Consider the following 19,036-nt stretch of genomic DNA (forward strand, 5'->3'; position numbering starts at 1 on the left):
GAGTGGCGATCGTCGCAATGGCGTTGATCGCCGGTCACAGGGCAAGGTGACGGGCATGAGCGGATCGACGCCGATCGCCACCGACCCCGTCCCCGCCGCGGCGCTCACCGCGTGGCTGCGCGCCGAAGTCCCCGACATCGCGACCGGACCGGAGCCCGTCGAGGTCACGCGGATCTCCGGTGGGCACTCGAACCTGACCTACCGGGTCGTCGACGCCGCCGGCACGCCGTGGGCCCTGCGCCGCCCGCCCACCGGCGGGGTGCTCGCCACCGCGCACGACATGAGCCGCGAGTGGCGGTTCATCGCCGCGCTGGCCGACACACCCGTGCCGGTCCCGCGGGCCGTCGCGTTCTGCTCGGACCACTCCGTGATAGGCGCCGACTTCTACCTCATGGGATTCGTGGACGGCGTCGTGCCCGGCGACGTGGAGGCCGGCGCCGTCATGCCCGTCGAGAGCCGCCACGCCGCCGGCCTGGCGGTCGCCGACGTGCTCGCCGAGCTGCACGCGGTCGACCCCGACGCCGTCGGCCTGGGGGAGCTGCGCCGGCCCGGCAGCTACCTGGAGCGGCAGCTGCGCCGCTGGCACCGGCAGGCGCACGACTCGGCCGTCGAGGACCTGTCCGTGGTCGACGAGGGGCACCGGCTGCTCGTCGAACGCCGCCCGGTCGACGAGGAGCTGACCATCGCGCACGGCGACTACCGGCCCGGGAACCTGTCCTTCGGCCCGGACGGGCGCATCGGCGCGATCTTCGACTGGGAGCTCGCGACGCTCGGCGAGCCGCTCGCCGACCTCGGCTACCTGCTCGCCTCGTGGGGGCGCCCGGGCGACACCGTCAGGGAGATCACCTCGGGCCCGACCACCCTCGAGGGCTGGCCGGAGCGCGAGGAGATCCTGGCGCGCTACGCCGAGCGCTCGGGCCGCGGCGACCGGATCGCCGGGCAGGCGGACTACTTCGAGGCCTTCGCCCGGTGGCGCTCGGCGTGTATCGGCGCGGGCGTCTACACCCGGTACGCCGCCGGGCACATGGGCGACGCCACGGAGGACCCGGAGACGGCGCGGTCGCGGCTGGCGAACCTGCAGGAACAGGCCACCGCGGCCGTACAGATCCTGCACCGGAGCGCGGGTTAGGGTCGGCGGGTGACCTGGGGTTCCTACGGCGCCTACCTGGGCATCGCCGTTCTGCTCGTGCTCGCCCCGGGGCCGGACACGCTCGTCCTGCTCCGCAACGCCCTGGCCGGTGGCCGGCGCGGCGGGCTGCTCGCGTGCGCGGGGATCCTCGCCGGGAACCTGCTGCAGGGCAGCGCGGCGGCCTTCGGGCTCGGCGTGCTCGTCGCGAGCTCCCGCCCGCTGTTCGAGACGCTGCGCTGGGCGGGCGTGGCGTACCTGCTGTTCCTCGCCGTGCAGGCGCTGCGCGGGGCGTGGCGCGGGGACTACGCGGCGCTCACCGAGTTCGTCGAGAAGCGCCGAGGGCAGGGATTCCGCCGCTTCCGCGAGGGCTTCCTGTCCAACGTGACCAACCCGAAGGTGCTGGTCATGTACCTGTCCGTGCTGCCCCAGTTCCTGGTCCCGGGCGTCACGACCACGGCCGACGCGTTGCTGCTCGCCTACACCGTCGGCGTGCTGGGCGCGGTGTGGCTCCTCGGGCTGGTGTTCGTGGTGCACCGGGTGCGGGCGTGGCTGAGCAAGCGGCGGGTACGCCGCGCGATCGACGCGGTGACCGGGACGGCGCTGGTCGGGTTCGGGCTGGCGCTGGCCGCCGAATAGCCCCTGGCTACCGAGCAGGGCGCCGGCCCCCGCGGAGCGCGCTACCGGACCACCGGCTTCCCCGTGCCGTGTGCGAAGGTCGCCGACTCCGGGCCGCGCTGCGGGGCGCTCTGCTTGCTCAGCTGCTCGAGGGAGCGCCGCAGGTCGTCGAACAGCAGGCTCGCCAGGTCGTGGCTGAACCCGTTGCGCACCACGATCCGCAGCGCCGCGATGTCCTCGCGTTCGGGCGGGAAGGTGTAGGCCGGGACGAGCCAGCCGCGCTCGCGCAGGGCCGCCGACACGTCGAACGCCGAGAAGGGCTGTCCTTCGGCCACGGTGAAGGCGAAGACCGGCAGCTGCGACCCGTCCGAGAGCAGACGGAACGGGCCCAGCCCGGCGATCGCCGACGACAGCGTGGTCGCGACGTCGCGACAAGTCTGCTGGACGCGCGCGAAGCCGGCCTGGCCCAGCCGCACGAACTGGAAGTACTGCGCGATCACCTGGCCGGCGGGCCGGGAGAAGTTCAGCGCGAAGGTCGGCATGTCGCCGCCCAGGTAGTTGACCCGGAACACGAGGTCCTCGGGAAGCGCGTCCTCGTCGCGCCACAGCGCCCAGCCGACGCCCGGGTAGACCAGGCCGTACTTGTGCCCCGAGGTGTTGATCGACGCCACCCGCGGCAGCCGGAAGTCCCACACCAGCTCCGGGTCGCAGAAGGGCGCGATCATCGCGCCGGAGGCGCCGTCGACGTGGACGGGGATGCTCAGCCCGGTGCGGGCCTGCAGGTCGTCGAGCGCGGCGCAGACCTCCTCGACCGGTTCGTAGCTGCCGTCGAAGGTCGAGCCCAGCACCACGACCACGCCGATCGTGTTCTCGTCGCAGAGCGCCACGGCCTCGGCCGCGCCCAGGTGCAGCCGGTCGCCCTCCATGGGGACGAGCCGCGGCTCGACCTCGAAGTAGTTGGCGAACTTCTCCCAGCAGATCTGGACGTTGATGCCCATGACGATGTTGGGGCGCGCGGTGTCCTTGCCCTCCGACCGCCGCCGGGCCTGCCAACGCCGCTTGAGCGCGAGCCCGCCGAGCATGCACGCCTCGCTGGACCCCGTCGTCGAGCAGCCGATCGCGCGGGCCGGGTCCGGCGCGTTCCACAGGTCGGCGAGCATCCGCACGCAGCGCTGCTCGATGTCGGCGGTCCGCGGGTACTCGTCCTTGTCGATGATGTTCTTGTCGAACGACTCGGACATCAGCCGCTGGGCGGCCTCCTCCTCCCACGTGGTGACGAACGTGGCGAGGTTGAGCCGCGCGTTGCCGTCGAGCATCAGCTCGTCGTGCACGATCTGGTACGCGACCTGGGGATCGAGCCCGGACTCCGGCAGCTCGTAGCGGGGTACGGTGATGGGCTCCGCGCCGAGGACCGGGTTCGCGACGACCGGCTCGTCGCCGGGCTCGCGGCGTCGATGTGTGGGCATCCCCACGACCCTAGGGGAAGTCGGTGACATAGCCCTGGGAGCGAAGCCGGGGAAGCAACCGGTCCAACGCCTCCACCGTCCGGGCGCGGCTCCCCCCGCCGTCGTGCAGGAGGACGACGGCACCGGGGTGCAGGTGCTTCTCGACGTTCGCCACGATCTCGTCGGCCGCCGGCCGCGTCCAGTCCCGCGGGTCGATCGCCCACCCCAGCGGCTGCATCCCCTGCGCGACGGCGGAGTCGAGGATCTCCTCGTCCCAGTTGCCGCCGGGTGCGCGGAAGTAGGTGACCGGCGTGCCCGGCACGCGGGCGGCGACGTCGGCGATCTCCGCGGTGATCGTCCCGGCGTCCCGGTTCGGGAGTCCCTCGTCGTGGGTGTGCGAGTGGGAGCAGATCCGCATCCCCGCGTCGACGACCTTCGCCACCACCTCGGGATGCCGCTCCATCTGCGTCCCGACCATGCAGAAGGTCGCCTTCGCGCCGTGGCGGATCAGCACGTCGAGGATCTGCGGGGTCCACTGCGGGTCCGGCCCGTCGTCGAAGGTGAGCGCGACCCGCCGGTCCTGCGGGCCCGCCACGGGGAGGTCGGTGAGCACCACCGGCCGGGCGGTCGGCGCAGGGGGCGCGACGACGGCCGGTGCGGGCGCGGGCTCGGGCGCGGCCACCTGCGTGCCGAGCGGCGCGACCAGGCCGAGCGCCAGCGCCCCGAGCAGCGCCGGCACCCGATCCGCCGCCCTGCCGCGGAACAGCCCGTCGGTCGTGCGGGGGTCGGGGTGGGCCGGCCGGGTCAGGAGGCCCGGTCCGCCGCGTCGGATCGGTGATAGGCCCATGGACGCCCCACCCACCTCTCCCGTCACAGGCGTTCGTACCCGAAGGAGCGACTCAAGGACGGCGGACACGCCGGGGGAAGCGTGGGCAGCTCCGCGATCGGGAGGCCTAGATGACGATCGGCCCTTCGATCGGGGTCGCGTGAGGCCCCTGCATCGGCGCTAGAACAGGGGCGCTACTCCGCCCTTCTTCTCGCGTAGTGTCCGCCTGACCGCCCTGATCAGCCGGTCGATACCAAATTCTTGCAGGAGGAGTTTCACCTCCGGGCGCTCATCGTCGAAGATGTCGACCGTGATATTGCTCCGATCCCCACTGGAAACGATGACCTCGAACTCTCGTTTCATTGGCCTAAGGGGAATCTTCCCGAATATCTCCGAATCGAACACTAAATCAAGGCTGTCGTCCGCCTCGAGGTTGCGTGTCGAGACCGCAACCACGTCAGCGTAGTGGTACTCGTGCGTCTCCTCGCGTTTGCGCTTGCCGGTATCGAACTGTAGTACGCATTCATATATGGCGAGATGGTGGAAGGTCGGGCATATGGCCATGACTCTGTACGACGTGAAACGCCAAACTCGGTCCCGACCTGCTCGTCCTCGCGACCTGGATGCGGGGCCGAAGACGATGAGCGGGCCTCGGCCCTGTTCGCCTATGCGTGTCTTCCCTTGGCGGAGGGCCCCGACATCCTCGCTGTGTAGTTCGAGTTCGTCGATGGTGATACCGAGTCGAAGCATCGCTCGAGCTGCCAGGTCCTGGAGGTCGGAGCGCAATGTTTGATCCATGTCCGAATCTGCGCATTTTGGCTCGGCGCTGGCGTACTTCCGCTTGTAGTCGGCCAGGAGACGCCATCCTTGTATTGCTGTCACTATGGCAATCAGCGCGATGGTTCCGGCAAGTAGTGCGGGAAGTCCTGCAGTCAATGTGGCGAGAGCGGCGACGAAGATGCCTGCTCCCAGGCGGATAAGGCGCCGCGCGTATATCTCGTCGGCTCGTGGCGGAGCCTTTCTGAAGTACTTCCGCACGTGATCACGGCGCTCGCGCGAACCCGGCTTTCCGAGTGGCCATCGATCGATGTCAGCCATGAAGGGCCTCGACTGCCTGCCACGTGTGCGCCTCGGGTGCTGGAACGTGTCGAAGTATCAAGGTTGCGTGATCATCGCTCAAGCTCGCCGCCGCGCGTAGGACCTTCGTGCTGAGGGTTCGCCCCGGCCGCGTCCACCAGGCCAGATAGTCCTCGGTGACAAGTTCTGTCAGGACTACTGCCTCAGCTCGATCTCCTAGTACGCCTAGGTGTTGCAAGCACTCCTCTACTCGTTGGCGGCTTTGACGGCTGGGACGCCAGCCCTGCAAGATGGCGAGTGCCCGAAGAAAGTTGAGAGTCGGATCTCGAGGAGATTGGTGCAATCCGCGGCCAAGTACGCTCGCCGCTGGCACGTAGCTGTGCGAGTCGAGGAGTTCGCGGCCAGCGTGCGCATGGTTGATAGGGGCGTCTCCGATATAAATGTTCTCGCCGATGTTGACGGTATCGGAGTGGATGTCGCGGAACGAGTAGTCGTTCATCTCAGGTGGTGAGTGTTGTGATGACGGCATCGACCGCTCCAACGACTGAGGCAGTGGCCGTGGCAGCGCTTGCCAGGTCCTTCAGATGCTTCAGTCTCCCGACCAGACGGCCTCGATCAGGGTGTGGCGAGTCGAGCTCCTTCTGCGTTGCACGGGTTGACTCGACGAGTTCGTGAACTTCGCGACCCGGGTCGGCTTGCTCCTCGTTGACACGGCGCCGCAGCTCGTCGACAACGGCCTGTGCTGCTTCGAGGTCTGCCGGGACAAGCGCTCGATTGCCGACGTAGATGTTTTCGCCTTGATTAACGACGTTTGCGTGCACATCGCGCATGCGGATCTTCATGGGGGTCAGTGATCTCCGAGTCGAGTTGTGGCAACTAGCTCGTCTCGAAGACCTGACAGGTTTCGTCGGACGTACTTCTTGCACACGTTTGGAGCGGCCGAGTACGCCCAGACGGACTAGCCGTGCTCCAAGGTGAATGCGCGGATGCAGTGCTAGGGCGACAGGCTTCTCCTGGACGGGTGGCACCGGCCAGAAGGAGCTAAGGCTTCTGGCAGTTGCCGAACAATCGCCTCTTGCTCTGCAAGATCCATTCGAGTGTCTTCGATCGGAGAAGGCCGGTGTCCACCGTCGCGAGAGCCGCAGCGTCAAGACCCGCAGGTGTGACGGCCGTTTGAATCGACTGCAGCTTCAGGGGCCGCCGACCGCGACCGCCAGACCGGTGGATCCGCGGTCGCCCCGGAAGAGCCGACTGGACCCGACGGCGATCCGGCCGACCAGCCCGTACTTGCGGGCGACGGCGCGGCGGACCCGGCGGGTGCCCTCGCCGTCGAGCAGCTCGGCGGTCCCGCGGACGGCCGGGCCGAGGGGCTTCCCGCGGCGGTCGCACTCGGCCACCTCGACGGTCCCGGACCGGCGGATCCGCTTGACCTTGCCGGACTCGGTGACCGTCCAGACGCCGAGCCGGCCGTCGTCCAGCGCCGCGGCCCACACCGGGGTCGGGACCGGCGTCCCGTCCCTGCGGAAGGTCGTGAGCAGCAGGTACTGCGCCTCGGCGAGGTGCTGTGCCGAGGGCGGGTCCGCCGGCTCGCTCACGCGGGCACGCTCGCCCGGTTCAGCTCCACCGGCACGCTCTCCCAGCCGCGCAGCAGCTTGGTGCGGCGGCGGACGGGGGAGCCGGCGGGGCGCACGTCCGGGAAGCGGTCGACCAGCGCACGCAGCGCGACCTCGCCCTCCATCCGGGCCAGGGCGGCGCCGAGGCAGAAGTGGATGCCCTGCGAGAAGGCCAGGTGCTTGTGCGCCTCCTCCCGGCTGACGTCGAAGCGGTGCGGGTCGGGGAACACCGCCGGGTCGCGGTTCGCCCCGCCGAGGTGCGTGATCACGAACGTGCCGCGCTTCACCGGGACGCCGGCGACCTCGGTGTCCCGCACGGCCACCCGGCCGGTCCGCTGCACCGGTGACTCGAAGCGCAGCATCTCGTCGATCGCGGCGGGCCACCGCTCCGGCTCGGCGTGCAGGAGCTTCAGCTGGTCGGGGTGGTCGAGCAGGAGCGCGGCGCCGCTCCCGATGAGGTTCACGGTGGTCTCGAAGCCGGCGGCGAGCAGCAGCATGGCGATGCTGGACAGCTCGTCCTCGCTCAGCGCGCCGTCCTCGTCGTGCGCGGTGACGAGCGCGGAGAGGATGTCCTCGCCCGGCTCGCGGCGGATCCGCTCGAAGTGGCCGAGCATCCAGGCGTGCAGGGCGTCGATGTCGCGCTCGGAGCGCCGGAAGTCGGCGTAGGAGAGCCCCGCGTCGAGCGACAGCGCCGCGCCCTCGCCCCACTCCAGGAACTGTCCGCGCATCGACAGGGGCGCGCCGAGCATCTCCGCGATCACCGTGGCCGGCAGCAGCGCCGCGAAGTCCTTCACGAGGTCCGCCCGCTCGCCCTTCGCCGCCATCGCGTCGAGCAGCTCGGTGGCGATCTCCTCGGTGCGCGAGCGCAGCGCCGCGACCTTCTTGGCGCTGAAAGCCCTGGTCACGAGCTTGCGGTAGCGGGTGTGGTCCGGGGGGTCCGAGGCCAGCATCGACGGCGACTGGGCCGGGCCGAGCGCCCACGAACCACCGAGCGCCACGGCCGCCTTCACCACGCCGGGCAGGTTCTCGGGCATCCGGCCACCGACGCCGAAGTCCGTGCTCCGCAGCACCTGCGTGCACACGTCGTGGTCGACGGTCGCGTGCATCAGGCCGGTGTCGACGAGCTTCCCCCGCGAGCGCAGCTCGTCGTAGAACGGGTACGGGTTCGCGACGACCTCGGGATCGGTCATCAGCCGCGCGCCCAGCTCCCCGGCCCGCACCTGGCGGCGGACCATGCGCCGCATCATCCCGTGCCGGAGTCCCCATCGGACCACCCGGCGCACGCCCCGTGTACCCGCCATGCCGACCTCCTCGCCGTGTCGGCCTCAACTTACCGCCGGTAACTTGTGCTGCCCAGGGGCGCGGCTCAGCGGATCCTCAGCGCCGGCGTCCGCTCCGCGCTCCGCGCTCTCCCGGGCGGATCTGCTAGATCTGTGGGGTGTCCCGCCTGCTCGCCGTCAGCGACCTGCACGTGCGCTATCCCGAGAACCGGGCGGTCGTCGAGGGGCTGGGCGGGGACCCGGGTGACTGGCTCATCGTCGCCGGCGACGTCGCGGAGCAGGTCGGCGACACCGTCGCGACGCTCGCCGAGCTGGCCGCGCGGTTCGCGAAGGTGATCTGGGTGCCCGGCAACCACGAGTTGTGGACGCGCACGAAGGACCCCGTCGACCTGCGGGGCGAGCACCGCTACCGGCACCTGGTGGAGCGCTGCCGGCAGCTCGGCGTGGTGACGCCCGAGGACCCGTTCCCGGTGTGGGAGGGGGCGGGTGGCCCGGCCGTCGTCGCCCCGCTGTTCCTGCTCTACGACTACTCGTTCCTGCCCCTGGGCACGACCACGAGCGAGGAGGGCCTCGCCGCGGCGTACAGCGCAGGCGTGGTCTGCACGGACGAGCACCTGCTCCACCCGGAGCCGCACCCCTCGCGCGAGGCGTGGTGCGCCGCCCGGGTGGCGGAGACGCGCCGCCGGCTCGACGCCCTCGACCCGGGCCTGCCGACGATCCTGGTCAACCACTGGCCGCTCACCCGCCGGCCCACCGAGATCCTGCGCTACCCGGAGTTCGCGCTCTGGTGCGGCACCACCGCGACGGCCGACTGGCACGTCCGCTACCGCGCGCAGGCCGTCGTCTACGGGCACCTGCACATCCCGCGCGTCATCTACGAGGACGGCGTCCGCTTCGTGGAGGCCTCGCTCGGCTACCCGCGCGAATGGCGGCCGCGGGAGGAGCGGTTCGGTCATCCCGTCGACGTCCTGCCCCGCCAGGTCCTGCCCGTCCCGGCCGAGGACTTCGGCGTCCGCCGCTGAGGGATGCGGACCGGGACCCCGGACGGCCGAGAACGCGCACGGCACCCCCGCTCCCGCGAGGGTGCCGTGACGTGGCCGTGACGTGGGCGGTCAGCGCCGGCGGCCGTAGCGCCGGTTGAACTTCTCGACCTGACCCGCCGAGTCGAGGACCCGGGTCGCGCCCGTCCAGAACGGGTGCGAGTAGGAGCTCATGTCGACCCGCAGCAGCGGGTAGGTCCGCCCGTCGCTCCACTCGATCGTCTCCCGCGAGGTGGCGGTCGAGCGGGTGAGGAACGCGTCGCCCGTGCTCCGGTCCTGGTACACGACGGGCTGGTACGTGGGGTGGATGTTCGGTCGCACGGTGTCCTCCTGGGAATGTCCTGCTACGTTCACTGATGATAACGGTTGTCGTGTGCAGGAGATTCCCATGGCTCGATCCGGGTTCGTCGCCGTCCGCTGCCCGCGCACCTGATCGGCCTGCCCGCCGCATCGGTCGACTGAGCGTCGGTCCACCGGACGCCGGCCCCGGTCCGTCACAGCCGGCGCACAGCGGCCCGACAGAGACGCGACAGCGGGCCGACGAATCCTCGTGGGGACAGATCCACGACCACGAGGAGACCCCGTGAGCACCGCGACCCCGGTCCGCCCGCCGCGCCCGCCGCGCGCGCCCGACCCCGGCCGGCACCGCGCCGCGCACACCGCACCGCCCGGCGTCCCCGGCCGGTTCCGACGGCTGGTGCGGGGCCCGGAGGGCGACCCCCGCTGGTCCCGGCCGGCGCTGCTCGTCCTGCTGGCCGGCTCGGCGGTCCTCTACCTGTGGAACCTGTCCGCCTCGGGCTGGGCCAACGACTTCTACGCGGCCGCCGTGGAGGCGGGCACGCAGTCCTGGAAGGCCTGGCTGTTCGGGTCGCTGGACTCCGGCAACGCGATCACGGTCGACAAGCCGCCCGCCGCGCTGTGGGTCATGGTCGCCTCGGCGCGGATCTTCGGCTTCTCCTCGTGGAGCCTGCTGGTGCCGCAGGCGCTGATGGGCGTCGCGTCCGTCGGGCTGCTGTACGCGACGGTGCGGCGCTGGGCCGGGCCGCTCGCCGGCCTGCTCGCGGGGGCGACCCTGGCCCTCACGCCGGCCGCGGTGCTGATGTTCCGCTTCGACAACCCCGACGCGCTGCTGGTCCTGCTCCTGGTCGCGGCCGCGTGGGCGGTCACACGGGCGGTCGACGCGGGAACGGTGAAGGCGTCGAGCTGGTGGCTGGTCGTGGCCGGGTCGGCGATCGGGTTCGCCTTCCTCACGAAGATGGGGCAGGCGCTGCTGGTCGTCCCGGCCCTCGGACTGGTCCACCTGGTCGCCGGCGCCCCGCGGCTGCGGATCCGGAGCGCGCAGCTGCTCGGCGCCCTCGCGGCGATGGTGGTGTCGGCGGGCTGGTTCGTCGCGCTCGTCGAGCTGTGGCCGACGGACAGCCGCCCGTACGTCGGCGGTTCCACCACGAACTCGCTGCTCGAGCTCGCCCTGGGCTACAACGGCCTGGGCCGGCTGCTCGGCGGGAGCGGCAACGGCGGCGGCGGCGCTGCCGGCGCTGGCAACACCGGCTTCGGCGGGTCGGCCGGGATCGCCCGGCTGTTCACCGGCGAGATCGCCTACGAGGTCTCCTGGCTGCTCCCGGCCGCGCTGATCCTGTTGGCCGCGGGCCTGTGGGTGACCCGCCGCGCGCCGCGGACCGACCGCACCCGGGCGGGCCTGCTGCTCTGGGGCGGCTGGATGCTGGTCACCGGCCTGGTGCTCAGCTCCATGAGCGGCACGATGCACCCCTACTACACGGTGGCGCTGGCGCCGGGGATCGCCGGCGTGCTGGTGGTCGGCGCGGGGGCGCTGTGGCAGCGGCGGGCGTCGGGGTGGGCGCGGGCCACGCTCGCCCTCGCCGCGGTCGCCACCGGCGTGTGGACGTTCGCGCTGTTCGCGGCGGGTTCGGAGGCATTCACCTGGCTGCGCTGGCCGGTCGCGGCGCTGGCCCTGGCCGGCGCGGTCGCCCTGGTCGCGGGCGGCACGGGACGGCGGGTGCTGCTGGTCGGTGTCACGGCGGCGGTGCTCGCGGGCCTTGCCGGGACGAGCGCCTACGCCGTGGCGACGGCCTCGGCCGCCCACACGGGCAGTATCCCGTCCGTCGGGACGACGTCCAGCGCGTTCGGCTCCTCGGGCGCCGGGGGATCGGGCGGCTTCGGTGGCACGGGCGGGCCGGGCGGTATGGGAGGCGGTCCGGTCGGCGGGGCGAGCGCGGAGCTCACCGCGCTGCTCGGGTCGACCGACTCGACCTGGTCGGCGGCGGTCCCGGCCTCCCAGACCGCGGCCGCCCTGGAGCTGGCCTCGGGCACCGCGGTGATGTCGACCGGCGGGTGGGGCGGCTCCGACTCGGCGGTCACGCCGGCGCAGTTCCAGCAGTACGTCGCCGAGGGGCGGATCCACTACTACGTCGGCGGCGGCCGGGGCAGCGGGCCCGGCGGCTCGGACTCCACCAGCAGCCAGATCGCGGCATGGGTGGCGGCGAACTTCACCGCCGCCACCACGGTCGGCGGCCAGACGGTCTACGACCTCACCACCTGATCGGCGCCCGCCCCGGCCGGCCCTCCCGCGAGCGCGCGGGAGGGCCGGTGGCGTCAAGCCCCCGTCGGCGTGCGTCTCCCCACCGCACGTCGCCTGTTCGCAGTATGGGCACCCGCGGTGCCGCGCCCGCATCATCTTGATCGGTACACGGCACCGGACGAGGGGGAGCCCGCCGATGGTGGTCACCACCGCACGGACGAACGCCCGCCCGGGCGGGCGCGGCGGCCGGTTCCGCGCCCTGGTCCGCGAGGCCCGCTCCTGGCCGACGGTCCTGATGATCGGGCTGTGCCTGCTCGCCGGCATCCCGTTGTCGATCGCGCTGACCCCGGACCAGGACCTGACGATCCTCGGCCAGCACATCGCCGTCGGCGCCCGCACCCCCGACCTCTCGGTCGAGGGCCCGGCCCGGCTCGTCCAGATCGGCAACACCGAGCTCGACATCCCGCGGCTGCAGGTCGTCGGGCCGCTGCGCCCCCAGCTCGAGATGGGCCCGGTGCAGCGCAACGAGGACGCGGCCAAGGTGTTCAACCCGGACACCACCGCCGAGGTGACCGCCCAGGCCGTCGACCAGCTGCGGACCGGGTTCGTGAACTGGTACCTGCTCGCGACGCTCGGGGTGGTGGGCACGGCCCTCGCCGCAGCCGCACTGGTCGGCTGCGCACGGGTGCTCGGGATCCTGCGGCGGGAGAAGGCGCGCGAGCACGTCACCGTGGCCGACGTCTGGCACCGTTGCGCCGGCACGATCGGCCGGATGTCGCTGCTCGCGGTGACCGTCTCCCTGGTGGCCTGGGGCGCGTGCGGCGCGCTCGCCTACACCGGCACCATGCGCGGGCTCGCGCAGGTGAGCTCGTTGTCCGATCTGGTCGGCAGCGCCCGCGTCACGCCGGCGCCGGTCGGCCCGCCCGTGTACGGCTACGCGGGCGCGGTGGTCGGCGACTCGCGCGCAGCCCGGGTCGGCGGCCCGCCGGTGGCCGAGCCCGAGGGCGACGACGTCGCGTGCCAGCGCAGCGCCGACTCGCTCGCCGCCGAACTGGGCACCATGGTCCCCGGGCGGGTCCGCAACCTCGCCTGCCCCGGCGCGACCGTGGCCCAGGGGCTGCGCGGCCCGCAGCAGCGCGGCAACGTCCAGGTCCCGGCGCAGGTCGCGCTGCTCAAGCGGATGCAGGACCTGCGGTTCGTGGTGGTCGCGATCGGGCCCAACGACGTCGGCTGGTCCGACCTGATCAAGTACTGCTACGGCGTCGAGACCTGCGACGACAACCTCACCCGCGGCGAGTTCGACTACCGGATGGCCGCCTTCGACCGCGACTACGCGGCCCTGCTCGAGGACCTCGCGGCGCTACCGAGCAAGCCGAAGGTCGTCGTCATGACCTCGTACGACGCCTTCCCCCGCGACACCGACCCGGCCTGCCCCGACGCACGCGGCCCGTCCTCCGCGGTCGGCCTCACCCAGGACAAGATCGACCTGCTCACGGACCGCAACGACCAGCTCAACGCCGTGCTCCACGCCGGGGCCGAGAAGTACGGGTTCGCCGTGGCCGACCCCGACCTGACCCTGCTGTGCAGCACCGGGACCGACGGGCTGGGCCCGGACCTGCAGGGCCTCGCCACCCCGTTCGCCTTCCATCCGACGGCCGTCGGGTCGCTGCGGTTGGCGGCGACCGTGGCCCGCGCCGTGGGCCCGCTCGCCGACTGAAGCCGGGCCGGCCCCGACCGTCCGGCGGCGGGTCCTGGGACGATGGCGGCATGGCCTCGCCGATCGACCTGTCCCCGGAGGACCACGCGCGCCCCGGCGCCGTCACCGACCCGCGCGAGGTGCTGCGCCTCGGCGGGGCACCGCTGCCGCTGACCGTCCCGGCGCGGCTCTACGTCTGCGGGATCACCCCGTACGACGTGACGCACCTCGGCCATGCCGCCGCCTTCGTCTGGGCGGACACGGCGGCACGGGTGATCCGGATGACCGGGGTCGAGACCGTGGTGTCCCGCAACGTCACCGACGTCGACGACGTCCTCACCCGGGTCGCGGCCGAACGCGGCCGCGCCTTCGACGAGTTCGGGCTGACGCAGGAGTACTACGTCGAGCGGGACATGGCCGCCCTGCACGTCCGCCCGCCGACGCACTCGCCGCACGCGCGCCACCACGTCGCGCACGTGGTGCGGCTGGCGATCGCGCTGCTGGCGGCGGGGGCGGCCTACGAGCGCGACGGGTCCGTGTACTTCCGCGGCGCCGCCGTCGCCGCGGGGCGGGACCGCGAGGAGGCCCTGGCGCTGCTGGCCGAGAACGGCGACGACCCGGCCGACCCGCGCCGCGACGACCCGTTCGACGTCCCGGTCTGGCGGCCCTCCGGCGAGGGCGACCCGGCCTGGCCGAGCCCCTGGGGTCCCGGCCGCCCGGGTTGGCACGCCGAGTGCGCGGCGATGGCGCTGGCCACCCTCGGCGGGGTGGTCGACGTCCTGGCCGGCGGCGCCGACCTGGCCTTCCCGCACCACGCCTACCAGGTCGCGATGGCCTCGGCCGCCACCGGCAGCGCCCCCTTCGCCCGGCGCGCGCTGCGGGCCGGGACGGTCGGGACCGACGGCGCCAAGATGGCCAAGTCGACCGGGAACCTGGTGCTGGTCCACGACCTGCTGCGCGAGGCGCCCGGGCCCGCCGTGCGGCTGATGCTGCTCGACCGGGCGTGGGCGAAGCCGTGGGACTACCGGCCGGAGGCGCTCGACGACGCGGCCGCGCTGCTCGAGCGGCTGTACGTGGCGGCGGGCCGGCGGGGCGACTCGCCCGCGGCGGTCGGCGAGGTGCGGGCGGCGCTGCTCGCGGAGCTGGACGTCCCGCGCGCGCTGCGGGCCGCGGTGGAGGCCGGCGGCGATGCCGCCCGCCAGGTGCTGCGCACGCTCGCCCTGCAGTAGCGGTCCCGTTCAGCCCACCTCGACGACGGGATGGTGGTGGACGGGGAAGTCGACCGAGTTGGCGATGAAGCAGGTCTCCGCCGCCTCGTGGTGCAGCGACTCGGCCTTGTGCCGCATCGCCTCGTCGGCGACCCGCACCCGCGGGCGCAGCACGACCCCGGTGAAGTGGCCGCCGTGGGTCGCCGACTCCTCCATCGTCCCCTCGGCGGCGTCGCTGTAGCCGGTCACCACCACGCCCTGCCGTGCGCACAGCGCCAGGTAGCTCAGCATGTGGCACTGCGCGAGCGCGGCGACGAGCAGTTCCTCCGGGTTCCACCGTGCGGGGTCGCCGAGGAAGGCCGGGTCGGCGCTGCCCGCCAGCACCGGCTTCCCGCCGGCGACGACGTCGTGGGCGCGCGAGTAGGAGCGGTAGCCGGCCGTACCCGAGCCCTCGTCGCCGGTCCACCGCACGGTGACCGCGTAGTCGTGTGTCCGTGCCATCCGTCCACTCCTCCCGTCGACCGAGGACCAGACCGTAGGACGGCGACCCTTCGACCGGGACCGGAATTCGCGGTCTCGACCGATGCGCGGGATGTCCGGCCGCGGCGTCTACTTCCTCGACCCGGCCGGCCACGGCAGGGAGGTGCTCACCGCGCCGTACGACACCCCGCCTGAGAACGACAGAGGCCCCCGGGTCCCCCAGGGGCCTTCTCGGACGAGCGGCGGTGCCTCCCGCCACCACCAAGCTATAGCGCACCAGGGGGCTTGCGGCAAGGGCCGGGGTGTACCGCAGAATCGCCGTCCGACGCCGCGACCTGCGCAAACAGGACGGGCGCGGCGGGAGACGACCTCGGGGGGTCCATGTTCGACGTGATCATCGTGGGTGGCGGGCCGACCGGCATGATGCTGGCGGCGGAGCTGCGCCTGCACCGCGTCCACGTGCTCGTGCTGGAGAAGGAGGAGGAGCCGCCGCCGTTCGTCCGCTCGCTCGGGCTGCACGTGCGCAGCATCGAGGTGATGGACCAGCGCGGGCTGCTGGAGCGGTTCCTCGCGCACGGGAAGAAACACGAGGTCGGCGGGTTCTTCGCCGGCATTCCGGCGCCATGGCCCCGGCTCGACAGCGCGCACGGCTACGTCCTCGGCATCCCGCAGACCGTCACCGACCGGTTGCTGGGGGAGCACGCCGCCGAGGTCGGCGCGGAGATCCGCCGCGGCGCCGAGGTCGTCGGGCTGTCGCAGGACGCCGACGGGGTGACCGCCGAGCTGGCCGACGGCGCCACCGTGCGCGCCCGGTACCTCGTCGGCTGCGACGGCGGCCGCAGCACCGTACGCACGCTGCTCGGCATCGGCTTCCCCGGCGAGCCCACCACCGTCGAGACACTCCTGGGTGAGATGGAGGTGACCGCTCCGCCGGAGACCGTGACCGCCGTGGTGGCCGAGGTCCGCACGACGCAGCAGCGGTTCGGTCTGGGGCCGCTGGGCGGCGGGGCGTACCGGGTCGTGGTGCCCGCCGAGGGGGTGTCCGAGGATCGCACGGTCCCGCCGACCCTCGAGGACTTCCGACGGCAGCTGCGGGCGGTGGCCGGCACCGACTTCGGTGTGCACTCGCCGCGGTGGCTGTCCCGGTTCGGCAACGCCACCCGGCAGGCGGAGCGGTACCGGGAGGGCCGCGCGTTCCTGGCGGGCGACGCGGCGCACGTCCACCCGCCGACCGGTGGTCAGGGCCTCAACCTCGGCATCCAGGACGCCGTCAACCTCGGTTGGAAGCTCGCCGCGGCGATCGCGGGCTGGGCGCCGGCGGGACTGCTCGACAGCTACGGGTCCGAGCGGCACCCGGTGGCGGCGGACGTGCTCGACACCACCCGCGCCCAGATGGAGCTGATGGGGACGAGTGCCGGGGCGCGGGCCGTCCGGCGGCTGGTCGCGGAGCTGATGGACTTCGAGGAGGTGAACCGGCGCCTGATCGAGAAGATCACGGCGATCGGCATTCGGTACGACCTCGGCGAGGGGCCCGATCTCGTCGGGCGCCGGATGCGGGACCTGCCGCTCGAGAAGGGCCGCCTCTACGAGCTGATGCGCACGGGCCGCGGGCTGCTGCTGGACCAGACCGGCCTGCTGTGGGTGCCGGGCTGGGCGGACCGGGTCGACCACGTCGTGGACGTCAGCGAGGAACTGGACGTCCCGGCCGTCCTGCTGCGCCCGGACGGGCACGTGGCCTGGGTGGGGGAGGGCCGGGCGGAGTTGCTCGACAGGCTGCCCCGGTGGTTCGGCCCGCCCCGGGAAGCCTGAGGACGAAGAATCCCGAGAACGCCGAAGGCCCCCTGTTTCCAGGGGGCCTTCTCGGGTGGTGGGCGATACTGGGATTGAACCAGTGACCTCTTCCGTGTCAAGGAAGCGCTCTCCCACTGAGCTAATCGCCCGAGGCGGAGGCGGGAATCGAACCCGCGTACAGGGCTTTGCAGGCCCTTGCCTAAGCCACTCGGCCACTCCGCCCGACGCCCCCCGGATGGTTTCGCGGGGATCGGACCTGGAGGCCCAGGCAGTGAATACGTGGTTTCCTCCGAGCGGACGACGGGACTCGAACCCGCGACCCTCACCTTGGCAAGGTGATGCGCTACCAGCTGCGCTACGTCCGCATGCACTCGGTTTCCCGGTGCTTGTCGGGGCTGCTCGCTCCGACGTGAAGAACATTAGCGCAGGGTCCCCAGGGGCTCCAAACCGACCCCCCTGTTACCCCGCGCCGAGCCTTTGACCTGCACGAACGGGCCGCAGGGAGTGCTGCGGCCCGACGGGCGCGCCTCGGCTCAGTCGCGGGCGCCGTCGCTGGAGTTGGGGGCGAGGAGCTGGTCCAGGGCGGCGTCGAAGTCGAGCCAGGAGTACTCGGTCGCCGGGGGCACGCACTCGAAGGTGCGGTCGAGGAACGCGGCGAGCGTCGCGGCGCACGTGGTGAACACCGCGTGACCCGACGGGGAGGCGAGCTCGACCTCGATCCGGGTGGGCTCGTGCAGGACCGGCTGCACGCGGACGTCACCGGTGCCGGCGGGCCCGAGCAGGCCGTCGGCCAGCAGGTCGCGGGCGAACACCCAGTCCACCGGGCTTCCCTGGCCGGTCCGGAACGACGCCTGGACCGCGTACGGGTCCCGGCTGGAGTACGAGAGCTCGACCCGCACCGGGACCGGCGCCGAGTCCGGGGTGATGAGCTCGAACGTGGCCGGTTCGCGGATGATCGTGGGCTCGTCGCGCATCCTTGGTCCTCTTCCTCGTGCCGCGTGGTCCGTCGTGCGGAAGAACGAGCGGATCGCCAAGATGTGACGGGTCGGGGGACGTTCTCCGAGGACCGGATCGGTCGCTTTCACACGGACGGGTTAGTGGTGTTCCCGTGTCGGGTGTGCCCGACCTGCAAGGACGGGTGATCGCCCGGTCGGCTGTGATCCACGTTTCAGGTGCCCCGTCCGAACCGGCCGCGGGCCGGGACCGAACACGAGGTCGTGAGGGACGCACTGGTGGCGGATGTCGCCGACGGAGCGGGGCCGCCGCGGGGCCGTCCGCGGGCCCGTCCGCAGGGCCCACCCGGCGGGCGGGCCGGGGCCGACGCGGCCCTCGTCGCCCGGCTCGCCGCGGGGGACGATCGCGCCCTCGCCGAGGTCTACGACCGCTACGGTCGCCCGGCCTGGTCCCTGGCGCGGCGCATCTGCGCCGACGACGGGCTGGCCGAGGACGTCGTCCAGGAGGTGTTCCTCACGCTCTGGCGGGACCCCGCGCGTTTCGACGCCGGTCGTGGTGCCTTCGCGACCTGGCTGCTGACGCTCGTGCACCACAAAGCCGTCGACGCCGTCCGGCGCGAGGCCATGGTCCGCCGCCGGACCGTGGCGGTCGAGGACGTCGAGGCGGCGCCGACGCCGGCCGGGCCGGGCGCGGACCAGGAGGCGCTGGGCGCGGTCGTCGCCGGGCAGGTGCGCGACGCCCTCGGTGGGCTGCCGGCCGAGCAGCGACAGGCCCTGGCGCTCGCCTACTACGGCGGCTACACCCAGCGGGAGGTCGCGACGCTGACCGGCGTCCCGCTCGGGACGGTGAAGTCGCGGATGTTCACCGGGCTGGCGCGGCTGCGGGCGGTACTGGGCCCGACGGCCGGCGAGGTCCGCCTCACGGACGGGAGTGCGTGATGACCGGGTCGCACTCGCGGGGCTGCCCCTCGGAGGAGCAGGTGGTGGCCTGGGTGCTGCGGGCGGCCGAGCCCGGGGAGGAGGCGGAGGTCGAGCGGCACCTGTCGACCTGCGCCTCGTGCCGCGCGCTCGTCAGGGAGACCGAGGAGACGCTCGCTGTGCTCGGCGGTGCGGTCGAGGCGGACGAGCCGCCACCGCACCTGCGTGACCGCATCCTCGACGCCGCAGCGCAGACCCCGCAGGAGCGTCCGGCTCCCCGCCCGTCCGCCCCCACGCCGCGCGGGGCGGGGGAGACCGGAGACACCGGGCGGGCGGCGGGCACCGCACCGTCGGGCGGCGCCGGGTCCGGCCCGGGCCGGGGCGGGCGCCCGGGGGGCCGCCGCGGGGTCCGCGGGCGGGTGGTGGGCG

The 19,036-nt window shown here is 72.8% G+C and carries 18 protein-coding genes and 3 tRNA genes; 9 read left to right on the plus strand and 12 right to left on the minus strand.

Translation table 11 applies throughout. The annotated features are described in order from the left end of the window. The first annotated feature begins 55 nt into the window (after positions 1–55). Positions 56–1,129 carry a phosphotransferase family protein gene (locus LWC35_RS27315; RefSeq protein ID WP_232873130.1) on the plus strand — a complete coding sequence of 358 codons (1,074 nt, stop codon included), beginning with the start codon at positions 56–58 and terminating at the stop codon, positions 1,127–1,129. Between the two features lie 9 nt (positions 1,130–1,138). Further along, positions 1,139–1,765: a LysE family translocator gene (locus LWC35_RS27320; protein WP_232873131.1), complete on the plus strand. Its 627-nt coding sequence runs from the start codon at positions 1,139–1,141 to the stop codon at positions 1,763–1,765. Positions 1,766–1,806: 41 nt separating this feature from the next. On the opposite strand, the gene gad is transcribed toward LWC35_RS27320, so the two are convergent. The 6 genes from gad to LWC35_RS27350 form a co-directional block, all read right to left on the minus strand. Next, complete coding sequence (gene gad / locus LWC35_RS27325) at positions 1,807–3,210, minus strand: glutamate decarboxylase (protein ID WP_232873132.1); 1,404 nt, start codon at positions 3,208–3,210, stop codon at positions 1,807–1,809. A 10-nt stretch (positions 3,211–3,220) separates the two neighbouring features. Then, complete coding sequence (locus LWC35_RS27330) at positions 3,221–4,036, minus strand: polysaccharide deacetylase family protein (protein ID WP_232873133.1); 816 nt, start codon at positions 4,034–4,036, stop codon at positions 3,221–3,223. A gap of 159 nt (positions 4,037–4,195) precedes the next feature. Next, positions 4,196–5,113, minus strand: a complete 918-nt coding sequence (locus LWC35_RS27335) for a DUF4231 domain-containing protein (RefSeq protein WP_232873134.1) — start codon at positions 5,111–5,113, stop codon at positions 4,196–4,198. Positions 5,114–5,592: 479 nt separating this feature from the next. Beyond that, entirely contained in the window at positions 5,593–5,934 is a 342-nt protein-coding gene (locus LWC35_RS27340; RefSeq protein ID WP_232873135.1) for a hypothetical protein, read from the minus strand. Between the two features lie 348 nt (positions 5,935–6,282). Then, a complete protein-coding gene (locus LWC35_RS27345; protein ID WP_232873136.1) occupies positions 6,283–6,687 on the minus strand; it encodes a PPOX class F420-dependent oxidoreductase in 405 nt (134 codons plus the stop codon). After that, on the minus strand, positions 6,684–8,006 hold the full coding sequence (locus tag LWC35_RS27350) for a cytochrome P450 (protein ID WP_232873137.1): 1,323 nt from the start codon (positions 8,004–8,006) through the stop codon (positions 6,684–6,686). Before LWC35_RS27350 ends, LWC35_RS27345 begins: the two co-directional genes overlap by 4 nt. Positions 8,007–8,134: 128 nt before the next feature. Between LWC35_RS27350 and LWC35_RS27355 the strand changes: the two genes are divergently transcribed. Then, the gene (locus tag LWC35_RS27355) at positions 8,135–9,007 is read left to right on the plus strand and encodes a metallophosphoesterase family protein (protein WP_372463115.1); all 873 of its coding nucleotides are present in this window, start codon (positions 8,135–8,137) and stop codon (positions 9,005–9,007) included. Between the two features lie 90 nt (positions 9,008–9,097). Here the strand turns inward: LWC35_RS27355 and LWC35_RS27360 are convergent, their stop codons facing one another. Continuing rightward, positions 9,098–9,346: a type B 50S ribosomal protein L31 gene (locus LWC35_RS27360; RefSeq protein ID WP_232873139.1), complete on the minus strand. Its 249-nt coding sequence runs from the start codon at positions 9,344–9,346 to the stop codon at positions 9,098–9,100. Between the two features lie 376 nt (positions 9,347–9,722). Between LWC35_RS27360 and LWC35_RS27365 the strand changes: the two genes are divergently transcribed. From LWC35_RS27365 to LWC35_RS27375, 3 genes are all read left to right on the plus strand, one after another. After that, positions 9,723–11,582: an ArnT family glycosyltransferase gene (locus tag LWC35_RS27365; RefSeq protein ID WP_232873152.1), complete on the plus strand. Its 1,860-nt coding sequence runs from the start codon at positions 9,723–9,725 to the stop codon at positions 11,580–11,582. Between the two features lie 175 nt (positions 11,583–11,757). Next, positions 11,758–13,278, plus strand: a complete 1,521-nt coding sequence (locus LWC35_RS27370) for a GDSL-type esterase/lipase family protein (RefSeq protein WP_232873140.1) — start codon at positions 11,758–11,760, stop codon at positions 13,276–13,278. Positions 13,279–13,328: 50 nt separating this feature from the next. Then, entirely contained in the window at positions 13,329–14,486 is a 1,158-nt protein-coding gene (locus LWC35_RS27375; RefSeq protein ID WP_232873141.1) for a cysteine--tRNA ligase, read from the plus strand. Between the two features lie 9 nt (positions 14,487–14,495). On the opposite strand, the gene LWC35_RS27380 is transcribed toward LWC35_RS27375, so the two are convergent. After that, positions 14,496–14,966, minus strand: a complete 471-nt coding sequence (locus LWC35_RS27380) for an OsmC family protein (protein ID WP_232873142.1) — start codon at positions 14,964–14,966, stop codon at positions 14,496–14,498. Between the two features lie 360 nt (positions 14,967–15,326). Here LWC35_RS27380 and rox point away from each other — a divergent pair, with 360 nt between their 5' ends. Then, entirely contained in the window at positions 15,327–16,754 is a 1,428-nt protein-coding gene (gene rox / locus LWC35_RS27385) for a rifampin monooxygenase (protein WP_232873143.1), read from the plus strand. A gap of 56 nt (positions 16,755–16,810) precedes the next feature. On the opposite strand, the gene LWC35_RS27390 is transcribed toward rox, so the two are convergent. The 4 genes from LWC35_RS27390 to LWC35_RS27405 all read right to left on the minus strand — a co-directional run bounded on the left by LWC35_RS27390 (position 16,811) and on the right by LWC35_RS27405 (position 17,710). After that, positions 16,811–16,885 (minus strand) — tRNA-Val (locus LWC35_RS27390). Position 16,886: 1 nt separating this feature from the next. After that, positions 16,887–16,958: transfer RNA gene (locus LWC35_RS27395), tRNA-Cys, on the minus strand. A 70-nt stretch (positions 16,959–17,028) separates the two neighbouring features. Then, positions 17,029–17,101: transfer RNA gene (locus tag LWC35_RS27400), tRNA-Gly, on the minus strand. Positions 17,102–17,269: 168 nt separating this feature from the next. Then, positions 17,270–17,710 carry an SsgA family sporulation/cell division regulator gene (locus tag LWC35_RS27405; RefSeq protein ID WP_232873144.1) on the minus strand — a complete coding sequence of 147 codons (441 nt, stop codon included), beginning with the start codon at positions 17,708–17,710 and terminating at the stop codon, positions 17,270–17,272. 258 nt (positions 17,711–17,968) lie between these two features. Between LWC35_RS27405 and LWC35_RS27410 the strand changes: the two genes are divergently transcribed. Next, positions 17,969–18,628, plus strand: coding sequence for an RNA polymerase sigma factor (locus LWC35_RS27410; protein WP_232873145.1), 660 nt, complete (start codon positions 17,969–17,971; stop codon positions 18,626–18,628). Next, a partial coding sequence (locus LWC35_RS27415; RefSeq protein ID WP_232873146.1) for a zf-HC2 domain-containing protein occupies positions 18,628–19,036 on the plus strand: 409 nt, incomplete at its 3' end. The genes LWC35_RS27410 and LWC35_RS27415, both read left to right, overlap by 1 nt.

It is taken from the genome of Pseudonocardia kujensis (assembly GCF_021283305.1).
Lineage (GTDB): Bacteria > Actinomycetota > Actinomycetes > Mycobacteriales > Pseudonocardiaceae > Pseudonocardia > Pseudonocardia kujensis.